The organism is Phycisphaerae bacterium (genome assembly GCA_012729815.1).
Classification (GTDB): Bacteria; Planctomycetota; Phycisphaerae; order JAAYCJ01; family JAAYCJ01; genus JAAYCJ01.
On the sequence record JAAYCJ010000306.1, the window covers coordinates 1 to 16,814 of the forward strand.

At 65.4% G+C, this 16,814-nt stretch carries 12 protein-coding genes; 8 read left to right on the plus strand and 4 right to left on the minus strand.

The features are described 5' to 3' along the window. The first annotated feature begins 236 nt into the window (after positions 1–236). From GXY33_20230 to GXY33_20255, 6 genes are all read left to right on the plus strand, one after another. A complete protein-coding gene (locus GXY33_20230) occupies positions 237–1,472 on the plus strand; it encodes a hypothetical protein (GenBank protein ID NLX07476.1) in 1,236 nt (411 codons plus the stop codon). A 131-nt stretch (positions 1,473–1,603) separates the two neighbouring features. After that, positions 1,604–2,659, plus strand: coding sequence for a LacI family transcriptional regulator (locus tag GXY33_20235; GenBank protein ID NLX07477.1), 1,056 nt, complete (start codon positions 1,604–1,606; stop codon positions 2,657–2,659). A 39-nt stretch (positions 2,660–2,698) separates the two neighbouring features. Then, complete coding sequence (locus GXY33_20240) at positions 2,699–3,460, plus strand: DUF1559 domain-containing protein (GenBank protein NLX07478.1); 762 nt, start codon at positions 2,699–2,701, stop codon at positions 3,458–3,460. 11 nt (positions 3,461–3,471) lie between these two features. Continuing rightward, positions 3,472–4,233 carry a DUF1559 domain-containing protein gene (locus tag GXY33_20245; GenBank protein ID NLX07479.1) on the plus strand — a complete coding sequence of 254 codons (762 nt, stop codon included), beginning with the start codon at positions 3,472–3,474 and terminating at the stop codon, positions 4,231–4,233. 13 nt (positions 4,234–4,246) lie between these two features. Next, entirely contained in the window at positions 4,247–6,130 is a 1,884-nt protein-coding gene (locus GXY33_20250) for a hypothetical protein (GenBank protein NLX07480.1), read from the plus strand. A gap of 64 nt (positions 6,131–6,194) precedes the next feature. After that, entirely contained in the window at positions 6,195–8,585 is a 2,391-nt protein-coding gene (locus GXY33_20255; protein NLX07481.1) for a hypothetical protein, read from the plus strand. A gap of 9 nt (positions 8,586–8,594) precedes the next feature. On the opposite strand, the gene GXY33_20260 is transcribed toward GXY33_20255, so the two are convergent. The 3 genes from GXY33_20260 to GXY33_20270 form a co-directional block, all read right to left on the minus strand. After that, on the minus strand, positions 8,595–9,398 hold the full coding sequence (locus tag GXY33_20260; protein NLX07482.1) for a hypothetical protein: 804 nt from the start codon (positions 9,396–9,398) through the stop codon (positions 8,595–8,597). Positions 9,399–9,518: 120 nt separating this feature from the next. Then, positions 9,519–11,099 (minus strand): hypothetical protein, encoded by a 1,581-nt coding sequence (locus tag GXY33_20265; GenBank protein ID NLX07483.1) that lies wholly within the window; start codon positions 11,097–11,099, stop codon positions 9,519–9,521. 11 nt (positions 11,100–11,110) lie between these two features. After that, positions 11,111–12,244 carry an exo-alpha-sialidase gene (locus GXY33_20270; protein ID NLX07484.1) on the minus strand — a complete coding sequence of 378 codons (1,134 nt, stop codon included), beginning with the start codon at positions 12,242–12,244 and terminating at the stop codon, positions 11,111–11,113. A gap of 181 nt (positions 12,245–12,425) precedes the next feature. On the opposite strand from GXY33_20270, the gene GXY33_20275 reads away from it, so the two are divergent. After that, positions 12,426–15,077: a hypothetical protein gene (locus GXY33_20275; protein NLX07485.1), complete on the plus strand. Its 2,652-nt coding sequence runs from the start codon at positions 12,426–12,428 to the stop codon at positions 15,075–15,077. Between the two features lie 5 nt (positions 15,078–15,082). Here GXY33_20275 and GXY33_20280 read toward each other — a convergent pair whose 3' ends face one another. Further along, positions 15,083–16,084, minus strand: coding sequence for a sugar kinase (locus GXY33_20280; GenBank protein NLX07486.1), 1,002 nt, complete (start codon positions 16,082–16,084; stop codon positions 15,083–15,085). A gap of 167 nt (positions 16,085–16,251) precedes the next feature. Between GXY33_20280 and GXY33_20285 the strand changes: the two genes are divergently transcribed. Further along, positions 16,252–16,814 (plus strand): phosphoglycerate dehydrogenase (locus GXY33_20285; GenBank protein ID NLX07487.1); only part of this gene is annotated, 563 nt, incomplete at its 3' end.

Below are 16,814 nucleotides of genomic sequence, written 5' to 3' on the forward strand. Positions count from 1 at the left end.
GCGACGCTGTCGCGTTCGACGATGTGGCCGTGGAGGATCGCGGGAGGAAGCTGTTGGTGCGGCTGGGCCATTTTGGCCAGCAGCATCTGGGCGGCTTTGGCGCCCATCGCGGTGCGGATCATCAAGGTGGCGCGATAGAGGCGCGAGTTGCTCCAATTCCTGAAGAAACACTTGCCGTTGCCGGTGGATCGGGAAGAATGTCTCCTGCGAATGAGCGCGATTCGAGGAGACGGATGGTGATGGCAGGCGAAGGCGTTCGAGAACTGGCGAGGCGGGTGGCGGAGATCGCGGCGGGTGAGGCCAACGCACAGCGGCGACGGCTGTGGCGGGCGCATAACAGCCTGCGAAAGGTCGAGCGGGCGCCGGTGATGTGCCGGCCGTGCGGAGCATGGGTCGAACTGGTGCCCGAAGAGAGCCTGCAGGCGGTCGATCCGCTGGAGCGGCACGTCGAGCGACAACTGCGGATGCGGCTTTTGAAGCACTGGGTGGGCGACGACGAGGTGTTCGAGCCGTGGGTGGAGGTCGAAGCGGTGCATGCCGGGCCGGACCGGCCGACGATGTGGGGAGTGAATATCGAGACCAAGCGAACGGGCGACCGGCACGGTGCGTTTGAGTTCAAGCCGGAGATCCGGGATGAGGCGGACATCGAGAAGCTCCGCGTGCCGCGGTGGCAGATTGACGAGGCGGCGACGCGGGAGCGCCGGGACCGGGCGGAAGAGCTGCTGGAGGGGACGTTGGGGGTTCGGGTGGTTTACGGGCGGCTTTCGGGGGCTCCGCTGGCGTACTGGGGAGCGTATCTTCGCGGGCTCGAGCAGATGATGTACGACTGTATCGATCGGCCGGAGTGGTTCGGGCGGTTCATGAGGTTCATTGGGGAGGCCCACGTTGAGCATCTGGAGGGTCTGGAGGCGGATGGACATCTGACCGCCAATGCGGTGGGTGGACTGAATAAGGCGCCCCTGGTTTGCGAGGACCTGCCGGAGAGCGGCGGTGACGGCGGGAGTATGGGGCTGAAGGACCTTTGGTGCGAAGCGGATTCTCAGGAGTTCTGCCTGGTCTCGCCGGGGCAGTGGGAGGAGTTTCTGCTGGAATACCAGTTGCCGATCTTCGCGAGGCACGGGTTGGTGGCCTACGGGTGTTGCGAGTCGCTGGTGGGCAAACTGGAGATTCTGCGGCGGCGGCTGCCGAATCTGCGGCGGGTGACGGTCTCGCCGTGGTCGGATCTGGCCTACTCAGCCCAGCAGTGCGGGCGGGAGGTGGTGATGCAGATCCGCCCCTCGCCGACCGAGGTGTTGATGACGTTCGACGAGGAGCAGATGCGCAAGGACCTGGAGGGCAAGGCGAACGTCGCCGGCGATACGATCTACGATTTCTGTCTGCAGGACATCGAGACGGTGGGCGGCAATCCGGAAAAACTACGGACTTGGACCCGGATCGCCCGGGAGGTCGGGGAGAGCCGGAACCGGCGGTAGGCCGCCCCGGGTGAGCCGCTACGGGGGGCGGGGAAAAGAAGCGAAAGAACCATATTGACATGAATTCGGGGATCGGTTATGCTGAATGCAACAAAGTGCAACATTTCCTGCAACCTTTGGGCCAAGTGGCTATGGCGAATGTCCGGAGCAAGAAGACTTCGATCTACACGCTCAGCGAAGAGTTGGGGCTCTCGCCGGCGACGGTTTCGCGGGCGCTGAACAACCATCCGGCGGTCAGCGCCACGGTCCGGGCCAAGGTGCAGCAGGTCGCCGACCGGTACAAGTACAAGCCACGATTTGTAAGTAATAAAGTCACTAATATTTGCGTGCTGATTCAGCAGTATGACGAGCATCCGCTGGATTTCGGGGCGTTCCTGTCGCAGACGCTGGAGGGGATTGCCCAGTACTGCCGGCACGAGGACGTGGAGATGAGTCTCTACAGTTCGGGGATTCACGAGCTGAACGAGTGCGACCTGGTGCGGGAGTTGCGGCGGCGGAACGCGGATGGGGCGGTGGTGCTGCGGGCCAGCAACCAGAGCGAGTACCTCGTTCAGTTCGACGGGCAGCGGTTTCCGTATTTCTGCCTGTTCAACAACGATGACCGGCCGTCGGAGCGGGTGCTGTTGATCGACGACGAGCAGTTGGCGTATCGGGCGGTCGAGCATCTGATCGGGCTGGGGCATCGGCGGATCGGGATCATGGTCAGCACGGCCGACCGGCACACCGGGCGAAGCCGCTGGGAGGGTTACCGGCGTGCGTTGCGCGAGCACGGGATCGAGGAGGATGACCGGCTGGCTGCGACGGCCGACGCGACTCGCCATCGGGGTGACCTGGTGTTCGGGGCCAGCGCGATTGAAGAGCTGCTCGCCCGGTTTCCCGACATGACGGCGGCATTCGCCACGAGCGAGTACATCGCCCGCGGGGCGTTGGCGTGGCTGTACGATCACGGTGTGGCGGTGCCGGATCGGATATCGCTGGTGGGTTTCGACGATTTTCCGGAGACGGCGTACACGTGTCCGCCGTTGACCACGGTGCGGATTCCGTACCTGGAGTTCGGCTATGAGGCGGCGCGGCAGGTCCACCGGCTTTGCCGCGGGCTGGAGGTGCTGCTGACCGATGAGACGCGGGACAAGCTGCGGTGCGACCTGGTGACGCGTAAGAGCACGGGAGGGGTGGGGAATTGTTGATGGCTGATTGTTGATTGTTGATTTGGGATGGATGCGGATATGAATCGCCACACGGCCTCTTCGACCAATTCGAAATTCGAAATTCGAGATTCGAAATCGTTCACGTTGATCGAGTTGCTGGTGGTGGTGGCGATCATTGCCGTGTTGGTGGCGATGCTGTTGCCGGCGCTGCAGCAGGCCCGCGAGGAGGCCCGGCGGACGCAGTGCCAAGCCAACTGGCACCAGATCGGGCTGTTGGCGGCGAGTTATCAGGCTGACCATCAGGACCGGATGCCGTATCTCCGGACGGATGGTTTCTACCCTTACGGTCTCTATGACTTTAACTACAATCGGGATGCGGGGTTCGGGTGTTTCCGCGGGTACGTACCGGCGGAGTGGGTTGACTTCAAACCGGACTACGATCCTCAGAACGCGATGGGGCGTGGGATATTCAGCGACCCGGCGGGGATACCGGGCGTGGGGCCCGGCAACTTCCTGAACGTGATGTACATTCTGGTCTTTACATGTTCCGACAGCGCGCCGCCATGGGGACCGACGACGTACACGTCGACGTGGCCCAACCCGACGGCGAACTACCAGGACAATCCCTCCGGCACGGCGATGGGCGTGTGCGACGTGTTCATGGCGGGCGGCAATCCGTATGCGTCGCTGCCGTATGTCCCCAGCGGGCACGGCGGCGAAGGGGTGAACATTCTGCGGCTTGACGGCCACGTGATCTGGCGACCATACGCGGATTTCGAGTGGGTGGGCGCCAGCACCAACGAGCCGTGGATCGGGTATAAAAGGGCGTTTAACGACTGATCGAGAGGGTCATGCAGCGCAGGACGCGAAGAGTCTCGGGCTTCACGCTGATCGAACTGCTGGTGGTGGTGGCGATCATCGCGGTGCTGGTGGCGATTCTGCTTCCGGCGCTGCAGTCGGCCAGGGAGCAGGCGCGGGTCACTTCGTGCGGCACGCAGCTTCGGCAGATCGGGACGGCGTGCACGATGTACGCGGGTGACGAGCGGGACTGGTATCCGCCGTCTTATGACGCGGTTGGGAACGCGTGGGCGCGGATGCAGCACATCTACGGCGGGTATCCGCAGGGGTTCGGGCTGCTGACGCCCGGTTACGTGCCGGACCACCATCTGTTTTTCTGCGAGCCGTACAGCAACATGGCTTTTCCGACGTCGTCGAGCGCGTGGAATTCCGGATACGGCTTTGCGGGTTACCTGTACATCGGCAATCCGCGGAAAGGGGTGGGTCCGGATTCGACTCCGGCGGAGTTTACCACCGATCCGTGGCCGACGTATTCGATGCTGGGCAATGGGATCATCACGCGCGGGCCGGACCGGTTCACCGACGTCAGCAAGATAGCGGCCACACCTTCGCAGGCGGCGTACGCATTCGACATCGTCAGCGACGTCGGCGCGTCATGGACCAACCAGTGCAACGCCCACCCGGCGGGCCAGCCGCCGTCGCGCGGCGGCAACGTGCTTCACGCCGACGGCCACGTGACGTGGTATCAATTCCCACAACACTGGAGTCCGGGCTACGACGGTATGGGCCTGTACATTCCCTACCGGGGTTTTTAGGGGTCTTTGCCACATGACGATCCGGATCGGAGTCTCCCTGTTTACGGTGCTGTGTCTGTGCGCTCCGGCAACGGTCGAGGCCCGACCGCGGGCGGCAGAGTATGACGTTTTCGTCGAAGCGGAAGCCGCTGTGGAGCTGCGCGGGCCGATCGTGCAGTCGGGTGGACGCGCCGCGGCGTGTTCGAGCGAGGCGATGATCAATCTGTACAACCCGTCGGACCCGCCGGCGGGCGGTTACATGGCCCGGTATGCAGTCGAAGTCCCCAGGCGAGGGGCGTACTACGTGGTGGTTTGGGCGCAGGGGCTGGATACCTCGTGCACCTCGCCCTTCAGCGTGGAGGCGGCCGGGCAAAAGGTGGCGTTCACGGTGGAGCGGGCGGGCCTTCCGGAGTATTACTTCCGGTACGGCGAGAGCGTGGTTCCGCACGTGGGCGGGCCGGTGCGGCTTGAGAAGGGGCCGTGCGAGGTCGTGCTGCGAGTCGGTGGGCGGCGGCCTCACGAGGACCACGCCTACAACCTGATCGCCGACGCACTGGCGTTGGTGCGACGCGATCCGCGGCGGGTGGCGGCGGGCGGGCCGGCGAAACTGTCGGTCAAATCGGGCGACGAGCTTGGCCCGTTCGATCCGATCACCGACTTTTCTCAGGGCGGGATCGGCGACGTGGTCAATCCGGAGTTCTGGTCGTCGATGTCGCCGCTGTTGCGGAAGCTCGGGATCGAACGGATTCGAATCGACCACGTGTTCGACTATTACGACGCGGTGAAGCGGGACGAGGCGGGCAGGATTTCGTACGACTGGAGCCGGCTGGACCGGGTGATCGAGCAGATCGGCGCGGTCGGCGCCGAACCGTTTGTCTGCCTGAGCTACATGCCGCCGGCGCTCAGCGTTGACGGCACGCCGTACGCTCCGCCAAGGGACTATGGGCAGTGGCAGGCGGTGTGCCGCGAGTTGGCCCGGCATCTGGCGGAGGACCGTAAGCTCGCGGGACTCCACTATGAGGTCTGGAACGAGCCGGACGGCGGCGGGTTTCTGACGGCGGATGCGGAGACGTACGCCAAACTCTATCGGACGGCGGTGGAAGGGGTGCTGGAGGCGGATCCGACGGCGAAGGTGGGCGGTCCGGCCAGCGCGGTTGGGGCGTGGATCGTGCAGTTTCTCCAGCGGGTCAAGGAGAGCGGGGCGAAGATCGACTTTGTTACGTGGCACTGGTACAACTGCGGCTACGACGTGGCGGACTACGCCTCGCAGATCGCGACGGTCCGCCGGACGCTTGCGGAGCTGGGCTTCGGCGACGAGATCGAGCTGGCCTACAGCGAGTGGAATCTCAACGGCCGCATCAGCCCGGAGAACGACAGCTTCTACAACGCGGGCAGCGCAGCGGCGACGCTGGGAGTGCTGCACCAGCAGGGGCTCTCACACTCGTACTTCTTCATGCCGAAGGACCCATCGGCGGAGCGGGAGTTGACCGGGTGGTTCGGGGCGATCACGCACACCAACAAGCCCAAGCCGGTGTACAACCTGCTCGAGGCGTACGCGCGGTTGGCGGGCGATCAGGCGGCGGTGACGACGTCGGACGATCGGGTCGGCGGGCTGGCGGCGCGGGACGGTGAGACGCTGCGGGTGCTGGTGTGGCAGTTCAGCCGAAGCGATGCGTTGGCGGCGGCGCGGCGGGTGATGGTGGAGGTCGATCTTGAGGGGACGCCGCTGGCCGGGCGAAGCCTGCGTGAGCGGTCGTGGCTGATCGACAGCCGGCACAGCAACCTGACGGCGAATCCGGAGCGGCCGGGACTCGAGGAACTGGCTGATCGGCGGGTCGAGGGCGGCCAGGAAGTGAAGTTGAGTTTCGAGTTGGAAAACGGCGGCGTGCGGCTGATCGAGTTGACGGTAGACGAGTAAGCAGTGGTTCGGGCGGTTCCCGACGGTCCGCCCGCGACGTTACACCAAGCGAAAGGACAAATCCATGCGAGCGACGGGTTTGGCGGCGGTGTTGGTATCGACGGTTTTTGGTGCGTGGAGTGCGGCGATGGTGATTGAGACGCAGGTTCCGGCGAATCTGTTCGCGGCGGGCGAGCCGGTGACGCTCGGGGCCAAGGAAGTCAAAGGGCAGGCGACGTACGCCGTCACGGACTTTTTCGGCAAGACGGTCGCCGAGGGTGCAGCGGCGGTGAGCGACGGGCAGACGACGATCGAGTTGGGCGAGCTGTCGCCGGGCTGGTACCGCCTTGTGTGCCGCGACGAGGCGGCGGAGCAGATGGTGACGCTGGGCGTGTTGATGGCGCGGATCGGCGAATCGATGCCGCGGGAGGGCCGGGTGGCGGCGGACACGATCGGAGCGGGCGGAGGGTTGGTCGAGGCGCTTGGGCGGGCGAACATTCCGTGGGTGCGCGAGCGGCTCTGGTGGAGCGCGGTGCAGTGGAGTCAGGGGCCGATCGACTGGAAGGAGTATCCGCAGGCGGCGGAAAAGCTGGCGTCGGCGGGCGTCAACATTTCCCAGGTCTGGCACGATTCGCCGCCGTGGACAACGCCGGCCAACCCGCAGGAGCTGATTCCGGACGATTTGCGAGATTTGTACACGTTCTCGAAGACGGCGGCTGCGAAATTCGCGGGATTGTACAAGGCGTGGGAGACGGGCAACGAGTGGGATGCGGCGATGGGCCATGCGCCGGACAAGTACGCGGCGTACGAGAAGGCGGCGTACCTGGGCCTGAAGGCGGGCGATCCGAACGCGATCGTGACCAACGGTTCGATCTGCTGGGGGGCGACGCCGTTCCTGCGGGTGCTGCTGGAGTCGGGACTGGGCGAGTACAGCGAGGTGTTCAACTGGCACTTTTACGGCAAGCCGGAGCAGTATGCGTGGAACGTGGATGCATACACCGAGATGATGGCTGAGTACGGGGCGGCGGAGCGGCCGAACTGGATCAGCGAGGGCGGAGCGCCGTTCGAGGCGACGGAGGGCGAGGACCCGCACATGAGCGATGCGAACCAGCGGCGGCGCTGCCCGCTGACGGCCAAGAACGTGACGATGGCGCTGGCGGCGGGGGTGGACCGGTACTTCTTCTTCTGCATGCCGCACTACCTGGAGCGCGGTTTGGAGTTCGGGCTGCTGCGGGCGGATCACTCGCCGTATCCGGTGATGATGAGCTACGCGGCGGCGGCGAACCTGCTGGGGCAGAGCACGTATCTGGGCCGGTACGCGGGCGATGACGCCGCGGTCGAGGCCCGCGCGTTTTCGACGCCGGCGGGCGTGGTGCTGGCGGCGTGGTCGGATGAGGCGCGGTCGCTTTCGGTCCCGACGGATAAAAGCAGCGTTCGGCGGGCGAACCTGTTCGGTGCGATGGACGAACTGCCGGCGGCCGACGGGCGGGTGACGGTCGAGTTGGGACCGGACCCGATCTACCTGGTCGACCTGGGCGAGAAGATCAAACCGGAGCTGTCGGGCAAGGTGCGTCCGGCGGGCAAGCTTCCCAGGAACGATCCGTCGAAGGTGGTGCTGATGGGCTACTGCGATCTGCCGCTGCTGCCGGAGCGGTCGTGCTACGACGCGCAGGCGGCGGCCGATCCGCAAGCAGTGGCCTACACGCTGGAAGTGTACAACTTCAACGAAGAGAAGCCGGCGGAAGGGCACGTTGAGGTGTCGGTTCCAGCCGGCTGGCAGGTGGCGCCGGAGCGGGCGGACGTTCGCCTCGATCCGATGGGTCGCGAGGTGCTGACCTTCACGATCGCGCCGAAGCAGCCGCGGACGGTGGCGGATTTGACGGGCAAGATCGTCGTGCGAGGCGAGTTTGACGGCCGAGAGACTTCACCGGCGGTGAGCCTGCTCGGGTTTGGCGAGACGGCGCTCGTGCCGACGCAGCGGCAGGCGGTGGACTGGGCGAAGGCCGAGAACTGGCGGCCGGACGACGTGCGGTACGACGACGGCGCCCGCAACGCTCCGGCGAAAGTCGCGGCGGCCGGCGAGTCGGGCTTCCGTTACGAGTCGGAGCCGAAGCGGGAAGACGCCGGAGCGATCGACTATTTCTCCTACGCGGTGACGCGGTTCGATCCGCCGCTCGACCTGTCGGAGTGGGACGGTGTCTCGCTTCAGATCACGCCGATCAAAGGCGCGGGAATGGTGCGGCTGATGTTCCGTGAACCCAACGGCTGCTACTACTACCGCACGATCTCGCTGGCTGGCGATCAGCCGCAGCGGGTGACCGCGGTGTTCGAGCACATGCCGTGGGCGCTGTGGTTCACCGGCGACCCGAACCACCGGCTTGACCTGGACCGGATCGCCGGGATCAAGATCGGACGCGAGGGCGACGATCTGGCGTTCGAGGTGACCGGGTTCGAGCTGATCAAGCTGCCGCGCTGACGGCGGCGGTCAGGCGACGGACTTGTCGATGGCGATGCTGCCGCGGACTTCCTCGAGAAGCTGGGCTTTGCGATCGATCCGCCAGACCAGCAGGACGATGGGCAACCGCCTGTTGTCCTTGAAGGTGATGACGATCCGTCCGAAACCCAGGAGGCGTTCGAGGAAGTCACCGGTGTTGACGCGGGTGTTGTAGTCCTCGCGGCTGACCTGCTCGCCGCTTTCGGTGGGCCCTTCCTGGACGTTCATGTAGTTGGGCGTGAGGGCCACGTAGTAGAACAGGCCCTTGATCCATGAGACGGCGATGGTGACCAGCCCGATGATCGCGACCAACAGGTACGCGGTGGCGCTGAGCGAGATCGCCAGGTGGCCGAAGAGCCGCAGCGTCGAGGCGACCGAGCCGACCAGGTGAAGCCAGAGCAGCCCGAAGGCGACCACGAGCATGCCGATCAGCAGGATGCGCAGGTTGATCTCGTACTCCTCGACCAGGAAGTTGACCAGCACGACCAGGAACCAGACGCCGCCGATCATCTCCGGCGTGATCCGCTCCGGCAGCCAGCCGCGATTGTGCAGGACCATCATGCCCGCGGCCAGCAGCGAGGCGAGGATGGTCGGAGTGTAGAGAACCTTCGGCGTCCAGTCGAAGACGACCAGCCACTCGTTGATATCCGGATCGTCGCGGATCTGGCGTTCGGTCCGCATCCGCGTCCGCACCGTGTTCCGCAACACCAGCACCGCCACCACCACGCCCACGACCAGGGCCAGGGCGATGTAGAGGGCGATCATCTCGTTGGAGGTCCAATCGACAGCGAGCATGGCGATCTCCTTAAGAGCGGGAACAACAACCGCGGCGCGCCCAGGAAAGTATACCCCTGACCGCGGTGTCCCACAACCCCAGGGTCTGCGGCTCGCATTGCGCGATCCGGCGGTCGGCTGCTAGACGAACCAGTAGGAGTAGAGCCGGGCGCAGCGGGCATGGATCTTGAGGCGGACCTTCTTGCCCGGGCGGAGGCGGCGGTACTCGTCGCCGTCGAGGACGCCGGCTTCGGTGGCGGTTCCGTGGGTGTGAAGCGGGCCGGCCTGCGACGAGGCGGATTGCGGCCAGCGGACGGCTGCATCGAGCTGGTCGCCGACGATCGGGTCCGAGAGCTCGCAGCCGAGGTACGGCGTGCCGTCCGGCTGGCAGAGGCTGATCCGCACCTCGCCGCCGCGGGCGTCGGTATTCAGGTGGAGAGCCCCTTCGGGCCAGTCGAAGACCCTGGTCAGCAGGCAGCCGCCGCGGTCGTCGGCGTCGAGCGAGACGAAGCCGTCGCGGCGGAGCGTGGCCAGGCCCACCGAGCCGATGCCCGGCAGCTCGCCGCGGTCGACGCGGGCGGTCAGGTTCTCCCAGTACTGCGGATCGCGGGTGCCGGCGTGCGTGGTGCAGTTGCCGCTGTAGTAGAACCAGAGCCGACTGTCCTTGACGATGGGCAGGCAGGGATACCAGGCCATCGCCCAATCGAACTGGCCGGGTTCGCCGCGGTCGATGAACGGTTGGCGGCCGCCGAGGCGCTGCCAGTCGATAAGGTCGCGGCTGGCCACAAGCTGCAGGTGGCCGGGTCCGGGTTGGTTGTTCTTCCCGATCCGGCCGAACTCGTACGACGGATCGAAGATCAGCAGCAGGCCGATGTAGAGTTCCTCGTAGGGCACGATCAGCATGGTATAGAACTCGCAGCGGCGGTCTTCGCGGCAGTCGTGGATCAGCGATCCGTCGGCCACGGCCGCTTCGATCCGCTGGTGGGCCATCGTGTCGTCCTGCTCGTCGGGAGTCAGGATGCGGATGGGGTTTCGCCACTGGCGCAGGTCGTCAGCCTCGACGAGGGCCTGGACGCGCCGGGTCGGCTGAAGGGGGCCCGATCCGTCGAATCGGCCGACCGGCTGACACCATCGGGCGACGCCCAGGTATCGCGGGAGGTTTTGCGGTTTCGGGTAGCCCGGCGGATCATCCGGGCCGCAAAACGGCCTGGTGGATTTGACCGGGATGAACGTGTCGCCCGCTCCGAGTACCTTGCACGGCCCGCGATCGGTCCATTTGACGCCATCGGCGGAGCTCTGGACGATCAGACCCTTATCGCCCGCGTAGGCGATGGTCTGGTAGCGGTGATCCGGCCCGAGCGGCGAGAAGTCGTCATCGCCCGCGACGATATAGAACACCTTGCCGTCGACGAGGTTGTTGTCCTTCGAACCGTCGCATTCGACCAGGCCTAATGGAGGCTTTTCCCAGCGAACGCCGTCCGAGGACACGGCGTAGCAGGACCTGACCTCGCCGGTGAAGTACCACATCTTGAACAGGCGGTCGGCCGGGTCGTAGATCGTGCTGCAGTTGACCGAGACGTTGCGTCTTTCCCATGGCTTGTCCGGCCGGATCACCGGGTTGGCCGGGTGCTTGTCGGCGGCGTGCATCCGGCGGGTCAGGCCGGACATTTGAGCTACGTGGAAGTCGTCCACAAACAGTCGGCGCGGCGATCGGGCGTTCATGGGGGCTCCTTCTATTTCTTCTGGGCGTTGATGTCGATCCCCAGCGGGGCCTTCGGCTGGGGCATTTCGCGGAAGGCCCGGTCGAGCCTGTGGTCGTTGTAGAAGAAGTCGATCGGCACGATGGTCAGCTTGGCGTCCATGATGCCCCACTGGCTGATCCAGTGGCCGCGGGCGTAGGTGACGTAGGCGTAGCCGTCGATGAAGCCGATCGAGGGGTTCATGTAGGCGTAGCGGTGGTCGTCCTCGAGGTCCTTGATGTTCTCCCAGGTTCGGCCGCCGTCGCGCGAGATCGCGACGGTCAGCGGGCAGCGCAGGCCGTAGTGGCGGCGATGCCAGTGCGGCTTGTAGTCGTAGTTCCAGCAGGCCAGGAGGTCTCGCGTGTTCGGGACCCTCGCCAGATGAGCGCCGGCTTCGGGGCAGACCAACGCCGACGGCTCAACTGCCGACCATGTCTCGCCGCCGTCGTCCGAGAACGACTGGTACTGTGAGCCCAACTGGGTGCGCATCAGCATCAGGCATCGCCCGTCGGCGATCTCGGCGATCACCGGTTCCATCAACCCTCGCTTGGCGGCGCGGAGCTCGCTGCGACTCTCGCGCCAGGTCGCCCCGCCGTCGTCGCTGTAGCAGACGATGGTCGAGTAGTTCTCGTCGGCAGCCCGGCTGCGGGAGGTGTAGGCGATCGGGTAGATTAGCCGGCCGCCGTCGAGCTGGACCAGCCGGCCGTTGCACGGGCAGTTGTAACCCTCGCGCGGCGTGATGCGGGCGGGCTCGCCGAAGGTCTTGCCCTCGTCGGACGAACGGAGCAGGTAGATCTGCATGTTGTCGTAGGCTTCCATGCGGTAGAAGGCGACGGCCAGTTCGCCCGAGCCGAGGCGCAGCCAGCCGCCGGTGCCGCAGTGCATCTTCGCCTCGTTGGGAAAGATGGTGAACGACCGTCCCCACGTCCGCCCGCCGTCTGTCGAGCGCTTGCCCTTGGTGATCTCGGTCGCTTCGTCGGCCCGGCCGGTCTTGTGGCAATAGGGCAGCAGAAGCGAGCCGTCGTTGAGTTTCACGACGTTGTCCGGCGAGGTGCGCGGGCAGTCTCGGCTGCGCGGGCAGACGACGAGGCTGTAGTAGCCGTTCTCGAGGAACTCCAGTTGGGCCATGGCGGCTTTCCTCTGCGTCCGGTCCGTGCTTTCGTGGAGCGAGACCTTTGGCGGATTATAGGCTCAGCGGGCGGATGTGCAAGGCATTTCGATTTCCTATCGGCGGCGGAGGCCCCTTGACCGGTTCCAGCCGCACCGTTACCTTTGTGGCCGGTTCGAACCACCATAGAGGGCCTCCGCGATGAACAGCGACGTTGTCTTGCCTTCCGCCCGTCAGACTCTATGCCTGAGCGGCGAAGACTGGGAATTGTCTTGCGACCCGCAGTGGTCGAGTGACCAGAGCATTGCCGCGAGCGTGCCGGGCGACGTTCACGCCGATCTGGAGCGGGCCGGACGGCTGGCGGATATCCACTACGGCCTGAACAGCCGAGAGGGCCGCGACGTTCCCGCCAAGCCGTGGTGGTATCGCAAGCGGTTCGTCGTGCCGGAGTCGTGGCGTGGCAAGACGATGCGGCTGCGGTTTGACGGGGTGGACTACGCCTGCCGCGTGCGGCTCAACGACGTGGAGCTGGGCCGGCACGAAGGGCAGTTCACGACGTTCGAATTCGACGTGACGCGGATCGCGAAGCCGGGCGATGAGAATGTCCTGGTGATTCAAATCGAGCCGGCGTCGCCGGAGGTGCTCGAGAAGCTGTTCAGCCAGACCGGCTACGGCTGGCCCCACTACCACGCATTCGAAGCGATGGTCCGGCAGTTGCCGTACTGGAAATGCCGGACGGCGACGGGTTGGGATTGGGGCACGCCGGTCTTTACGCTGGGCATCTGGCAGGACGTGAATCTCGTCGCGACGAACGGGGCGACGATCTCGCAAATCACCATCAAGCCCGAGTTGACGGCGCCGTACGACCGGGCGATGCTGCATTTGACAGCCGACGTTCGGACGACCAAGCCGAGGACGGTCGAGCTGATCTGTTCCGCCGAGTGCATCACCGCAGACGGGCCGGTTTCCCGCAGTTCTGTTAAGGTTGAGTGCGGTGAGGACAATACGGTCGTTCGACACAGTCTACGCGTGAGCGCGCCGGCGCTCTGGTGGCCTTGCGGCTACGGCGAGCAGAACCTCTATCGCCTGACCGTGACGGCCAAGGATGCGGACACCGGTGAGCCGCTGGATTCGGCCCAGACGACCTTCGGCATCCGCGATCTGCAGATCCTGGAGAATCCCGGAGCTGAGGATTTCCGCCGCTACTCCGACTACACGACGGGCAAAAGAGAGCTTAAGGATGCATCGTCGGTGTCGTCGCCGCAGCGGTATCTGATCTCGATCAACGGCCGGAAGGTCTTCGCCCAGGGCGGCAACTGGGTGCCCTGCGATCTGCTCTACGGCAGGGCTCACGACTCGGACTACGAGCGGTTGATCCGGTTGGCGGCGGAGGCGAATTTCACGCTGCTGCGGCTTTGGGGAGGCGGATTGATCGAAAAGCCGGTCTTTTACGATCTGTGCGATCGGTACGGGCTGATGGTCTTCCAGGATTTTCCGAACGCCGGCTGTCGACCGCAGGAAACCGATGCAGCACTGGCGTGCGCCGCGGACGAGATGCGCAGCGTTCTGCCGCGGCTTATCAACCATCCGTGCATCGTCCGCTACACGTTCGGCAACGAGTTGTACGTGACGACCGGGAACAGCCGGCAGATGGTGCAGTTCGTGGAACTCTGTCGCCAACTCGATCCGACGCGGCCGTGCTACGGCCCGGACCCGGTCTGCGAGGGCCAGCGTCACGGCCCGCACTGGTACGATCGCGAGAGTCACTATCAGGTCTGCAACACGGGCGAGCCGCTCTCGGTCGGGCCGGACAATCCGATCGAATGGACCGAATACGGGGCGGCGGGCGCCTCATCGGTCGAAACGCTTCGTCGGATCATCCCATCCGACCGGCTGTGGCCGATCCGGTCGGACGATGAGGTCTGGCGATGGCACAAGGCCTTTGACGCCCTGGGCGAGGAGCACTGGCTTGGCCGCGGGCAGTACGTCGCCCTCTTCGGCGAACCGCCCGACCTGAAGACCGAGGTCCGGTGCAGCCAGTTCGTCCAGGCCGAGGCGTTGCGCTACGCCAATCAGGCGATGCGGCGGGCCATTTGGCATCGCAGCGCCTGCGCCATCTGGTCGTACAACGAACCGTGGCCCAACGCGGCCCATGGATGCTTCGTCGAGTACGGCGGCCGGCCCAAGATGGCGTACTACTACGTTCGGCGGTCGTTCGCGCCGATCGACCTCAGCGCCCGGTATGACCAGATCATCTGGCCGGTCGGATCGACGCTCGATCTGGAGTTGTGGGTGTCGAGTCTCGTCTCAGAATCGCTGTCTGACGCCCGTTGGAGCTGTTCGTTTTGCACGCTCGATGGGCGACCGCTCGAAACACAGTCGGACGTTGTATCGGTTAAGCCGGACGCCGCCCAGCGCATCGGATGCGGCCGGTTGTCGCTGTCGTCCGAGCTGGCGGGCCAGGTCGTGCTGTGCTTCCTGAAGCTCTGCGACCGCGACGGACGGGTGCGTTCGCGGCATCTCTATACCTTCGGGATCACCAGCCGCGAGCAGGAGTCGCCGCCGCTGGCCTCGATGCTTCATCCACCCGCTGCAGAGCTTCGAATGGAGCGGGTCGATGTCGCGGCGGTGAGGGTTGTCAATGTCGGCGGCGTTCCGGCCCTGTTCGTCGCCATCGAGGCGGCTGCGGGCGAAACGGGTCTTTCTCCCGATGAGAACTGCTTCTCGCTGTTGCCGGGCGAAGCTCAGATCGTACGCTTCCGCACGATGGAGGCGAATGCGCCGTTTCCTGCCCGCTACACGGTCACCGGCCAAGCGTGGAACAGCTCGGCCGTTTCGTCGGTTGGCGGCTGAGGGTCCTATCGCTTGATCCGCAGATTGGCGCCCGCGCCGGGGCCTCGGGTGATCAGGTCCTCGACGTCCTGACGAGTGCACCAGTTCAGGTCGCCGGGGATCGTGTGCTTCAGGGCGCAGGCGGCGTTGCCGTACTGGAGACACTTGCGGATATCGCCGTCAAAGGCGGCATAGGCGTAGAGAAACGCCCCGGTGAAGGCGTCGCCGCCGCCCACGCGGTCGATGATCTCCATTTCGTAGGTCACGTCGTCGTAGACCTGGCCGTCGGTGCAGGCGATCGCCGTCCAGCGGTTCCGCAAAACGCTCAGATCCTCCCGCATCGTTGCCGCCACGACCTTCAGATCGAACGTCTCTCGCATCCGGGCGGCCGCCTGCCGGGCGTCGCCGTCGATTCCGAAAATCCTTCCCGGATCGCCTTCGCCGAGGACCAGGATATCGCAGAACGCGAGCAACTCGCGGAAGGTCTTGCGGGCCTGCTCGATCGACCAGAGCTTGGCCCGGTAGTTCAGGTCGAAACTGACCGTCACGCGATGGCGCTTGGCGGCGGCCATCGCCTCACGCACCGCCTCAGCCGATGAGGAACTCAACGCGGGCGCCGTGCCGCAGACGTGGAAGAGCCTCGCCCCCGGCAACACCGCGTCCCAATCCACCTCGCCCGGCCCGATGCGGCTCATCGTCGAGTCGGCCCGATCGTAGACGACCGCGCTGGGCCGCGGCATCGCGCCCTGTTCGAGAAAGAACAAGCCGACCCGGCCCTCATCGGTCCAGACGATGTGCGAGGTGTCGATGCCGTGCTCGCGAATTCGGTTTTCGACCATCCGTCCCAGTGGGCTGCGCGGCAACCGGGTGACGTGGGCGGCCTTGAGGCCGAACCGTGAGGCGACCACCGCTGAGTTCATCTCCGCTCCGGTCACCACCACCTCGAACGAGGTTGCCTGCTCGATCTTCTGAAAGCCCGGCGCTCCGAGCCGCAGGAGCATTTCGCCAAACGTCACCAGATCCGCCATCGTCCGCCTCCGCGTTGAGTTATGGAACTTATGATTTTACGTTCCCGTCCGGCGGACGGCCAGCGAAAACGGTTCCGATGGCGCCGGCGAGAGCTTTTGCTTGATCGGTCCGGGGACCGGATCGTAGAATGGCGGCGGGCAAGTGTTTTCGAATACGGGAGCGTACGATGGTCAAGATTCTGGTCGCCGACAAGCTCGATTCCAGCGTGGTCCAGGAGGCCAAGGCCCGCGAGAACGTGGAACTGGACGTCAAGACGGGCCTTTCGGAAGAGCAGCTTGCGGAGATTGTCGGCGGTTATGACGGCATGATTATCCGGTCGGGCGTGAAGGTCACAGCGAAGGTGCTGGCGAATCCCGGTCGGCTGCGGGCGGTGGCGCGGGCCGGAGTCGGCGTGGACAACGTCGATCTTGACGCGGCCACCCGCGCGGGCGTGCTGGTGATCAACACGCCGGACGCCAACACGGTGGCCACGGCGGAGCACGCCTTCGCCCTGCTGCTGGCGCTGATGCGCAACGTGGTGCCCGCGTGCGTCGACACCAAGGCGGGCAACTGGAATCGCAGTCGGTTCGTCGGACGGCAACTGGCGGGCAAAACCCTGGGACTGATCGGGCTGGGCCGGGTCGGCCGGGCGGTGGCCGAGCGGGCGCTGGCGTTCAAGATGAGCGTCTGCGCCTACGATCCGCTGTTCCCCGGCGACAGCGCGTTGGACGGCCGGGTGCGCCTCGTCCA